Source organism: Intestinibacillus massiliensis (assembly GCF_900155735.1).
Lineage (GTDB): Bacteria > Bacillota > Clostridia > Oscillospirales > Butyricicoccaceae > Intestinibacillus > Intestinibacillus massiliensis.
On the sequence record NZ_LT707048.1, the window covers coordinates 1 to 3,164 of the forward strand.

Annotated in this window: 4 protein-coding genes; 2 read left to right on the plus strand and 2 right to left on the minus strand. The window is 66.7% G+C overall.

Annotated features, from left to right (window positions below):
* Positions 1–723: 723 nt before the first annotated feature.
* On the plus strand, positions 724–1,044 hold the full coding sequence (locus CZ203_RS01200; protein WP_143436058.1) for a hypothetical protein: 321 nt from the start codon (positions 724–726) through the stop codon (positions 1,042–1,044).
* A gap of 86 nt (positions 1,045–1,130) precedes the next feature.
* Here CZ203_RS01200 and CZ203_RS01205 read toward each other — a convergent pair whose 3' ends face one another.
* Both CZ203_RS01205 and CZ203_RS01210 read right to left on the minus strand, forming a co-directional pair.
* Positions 1,131–1,988 carry a DUF4179 domain-containing protein gene (locus CZ203_RS01205; RefSeq protein WP_087064269.1) on the minus strand — a complete coding sequence of 286 codons (858 nt, stop codon included), beginning with the start codon at positions 1,986–1,988 and terminating at the stop codon, positions 1,131–1,133.
* A gap of 320 nt (positions 1,989–2,308) precedes the next feature.
* Positions 2,309–2,734, minus strand: coding sequence for a hypothetical protein (locus CZ203_RS01210; protein WP_087064270.1), 426 nt, complete (start codon positions 2,732–2,734; stop codon positions 2,309–2,311).
* Positions 2,735–2,801: 67 nt separating this feature from the next.
* On the opposite strand from CZ203_RS01210, the gene CZ203_RS01215 reads away from it, so the two are divergent.
* Positions 2,802–2,996 carry a hypothetical protein gene (locus CZ203_RS01215; protein ID WP_087064271.1) on the plus strand — a complete coding sequence of 65 codons (195 nt, stop codon included), beginning with the start codon at positions 2,802–2,804 and terminating at the stop codon, positions 2,994–2,996.
* The last annotated feature ends 168 nt before the right edge of the window (positions 2,997–3,164 follow it).

The following is a 3,164-nucleotide window of genomic DNA, read 5'->3' on the forward strand; positions in this document are numbered from 1 at the left end:
GTGAATAAGAGACACCCATAGGTCAGCGCCCCATCCTCAAAAACGTCCTTAAAAACCTCCATGCCTTTCCCTTCCCCGCCGCTCGATTTGATTTATAAACGCGCTGCCACTCAGCGCCGCGGCGTCCCCGGCATTTTAAGCCCGGCCGGGAGCAGGGCGGTTTCCCCAACCAGGGGGCGCGCGGGGATTCCCGTGTCAGCCGTCCAGCGCCGCCAGCGCCGCGCGTGCCGCGGCCTCGTCCTCGCCGTACCACTTCATGCGGTATTCCGCCTTGCCCAGGATGCCGTCCCGCACCTCCTGCAGGTCCTGCTGCTTCTGCACGTCCGGGTCGTTCAGCACGCCGTCGTCAAAGTGCACGGCCAGATGGTAGCGCCCCGCCGGGGCGAGCCGCCCGAGCGTCGCCCATACGTCCATTGCGTATACGAGCTGCTCTAGCGCGGCCTGCAGCGCCTTCTGGATTTCCGTCACCGTGGCGTACATCTCCTGCTTGGAGGATTTGATCTCCGTGGCCGTCCTGTCCACGCTCTGCGGGTCGGACAGCGTGCCGAAGGAAAGCCCGCACGCGCGCTCCACATGCTGGAGCTGCCTGTTCAGCCCGTTAAACAGGCTCGCGTCGCGGATCGGCGGGGAAAACACCTGGTAGAAATCGCCGCCCGCACCGCCGGACAGGCCGACGCTGCGGAACAGCCGCGCGTCCCGCTGGGGCAGCCTGCCCGGCGCACNGTGCAGGCGGCCGGCACGGACACCCTGACGCTCTCGGCCGAGCACATCTACCTGGTCGGCTACACGTTCCTGGCCACGCCGGAGGACGGGCAGTATTTCCAGATCGTCCCGGAGGTGGGCGGCGCGCTCAAGCTCCTTTACAGCACGGCCGGCTCGGCCAGCGGCACCCGGATCGCCTCGGCCGCCGGTTCCTTCCTTGTCACGGAAACCGCAGCCGCCGACGCGACGCTCGCCTTCCGCCTGACCTATGGCGAGGGCACGCGCAACATCGACCTGACCGGCGTGGTTTACGCCGTGCCGGTCGCCGCGGCGCGCCAGTAACCGCAAACAATCCACCCACAAAGCCGGAAAAGGGGAAGCGCCGCAATGCGCTTCCCTTTTTGCCTTTCCGCCGCCCGCCGGGGCGTTTATTGTACCGGGATTTCGACGCTGCCGACCGTCAGGGACTGCACGTCCTCGACCGGGACGATGCGCTCGAACACGTCGCCCTTGGTGCAGTAGGTCTTGCCGCCCTTCGGCCGAATGCCGCCGCCCGCGCGCGTCTGGTCGATGACCGTGCCGTCCTTCAGATGGATGAGGAGCGGCACGTCCTCGAAATACCGCGCCTGCTGCCGGCGCATGTCCTCGGGCATACGGCCGTCCGCGCTTTCCGCGTCGCCCCAGTCGGCCTGGCTGTCGACCTCATACTCGACGCGCAGCGCCACCGGCGACAGGCTGATGCCGGTCACGGTGAAGCCCATGCCGTCCTGCGTGAAGGCCTGGCCGGCCGGCACCTGTACCGAAGCGTCCTCGTAGTCCACGTTGAAGCGCAGCTTCCAGTCGCCTTCCACAAGCGGCTCGCTCTCGCCGGTTTCCTCATTAAAGTAGCACAGGTCGTGGAACTCCGCCTTTGCGCGCCCGCCGAGCGGCACGTCCGCGGACTTCACCTCGACAAACTGGATCTTGTTGTCGCCCGGGTCGTTGTCGGTGAACCAGGCGCTGCCGTGGCTGCCGCCCAGCACGTTCAAATCCGTCCACTGCGACTGGAAGTGCAGCGGCAGGTAGCCAAACTCGTTCGGCTTGAAGTCGAACGGCGTGCCGTCCTCCCGCTCGATGGTATACACGATGCAGGCGTTGTGTGAATCGCCGATGATCGCGTCCGCCGTGACCTTCAGCCCGTTCCCCGAGGCCGACGCGCCCACCGGCCGGCCGATCCGGTCGATGATCTCGGTGTGCCCGCCGCCAAATACGCCGGACAGCCAGTCGCTCGCGTTGCCGCCGATCACCGCGCCCGCGCCGGCCGTANAGCACGGGCACGGCAGGCATCATTGATGCGCGCCCGCCAGGCCGGGGGCTATCCCCCGGCCTTTTCCATTGCATAAAACCCGCAATTAAACACCCGATTGCACAAATCCTGCAATTGGAAACCGGCCTTGCCTTTGGTAGCCGGCGCGGCTCGCGCGCCTGCCGCCGGCCATGTACCCCTTTCGGGGTATGCGCAGGTTTCCGGCTGTCCTGCATGCCGTTTGGGAATCGGCTCCAGCCGCTCCGGCGGGACGCCGTTTGTCCATAGATGGCTTGTCCCCCGCGCCTTTGCCTACTATCATTATACGGCTTGCGGTTCGGCATTTTCGGCGGCTTCGCTCTTGCGGAGGAACTGGTTGTGCTTCCTGCGCGGGTAGCTCTCGTCGCACTCGCCGACCGCGAAGGCCACCTGCTGCCAGCTCAGCCCCTTCACATACCGCAGCGACAGGATCACGCGCATCTGCGCGTCGTCCACGGACGCGATAAACCGGTTCAGGCGGTTGTATTCCGCAATGGAGCGCCGCACCTTGCGCGCCACCAGGTCGCGCTGCTCGGCGATCAGGGCGCCCAGGTCGCCAAGCCGGTCGTACGCCCCGGGGACGTGCGGCAGGCCGGTGATTTTCGCCGTGCAGCCCGACGCGGCGGCCTCCAGCTCCGCGAGCCTGCGTTTTTCCTCCGCAATTTCCCGGTTCAGCCAATAAAGCTGCGATAATTCTTTCCTGGTCATAGCTTCCTCCCATTTTGGCGGCATGGTTCCCCGGATTTGTGGGAAACTATGCCCGAGGTGATTACAAATGTCAAAGCAAGGCATGGCGCGCCCGGACGGCGCGCCGCCGCGCCGGGAAACGCCGCCCGTGTCCGAAATCCAGGGCAAGGCCAAGCACGGCAAGGCGCACGCGCGCCCCATCATCGCCGGGACGGCTTCCCCGGAACTGAAAGTGTTCCACGAACTGAAAGGCGACGGCTCCGCCGGCGACGCCAACCCCTGAGGCAAAGCCGCCCCTTCACCGGGGCGGCTTTGCTTTGCCGTCCCGCGCGCGGCAAACCGCGTCGCAGCAGCCCTCCCCCAGGAACGCGCGCTGCTGCGCTTCCCGGGCTTCCGCGAGCCGCCGCAGCGCGTCGCGCTTCTGCCCTTCCGGGTCGGGCGGCGCGGGCAA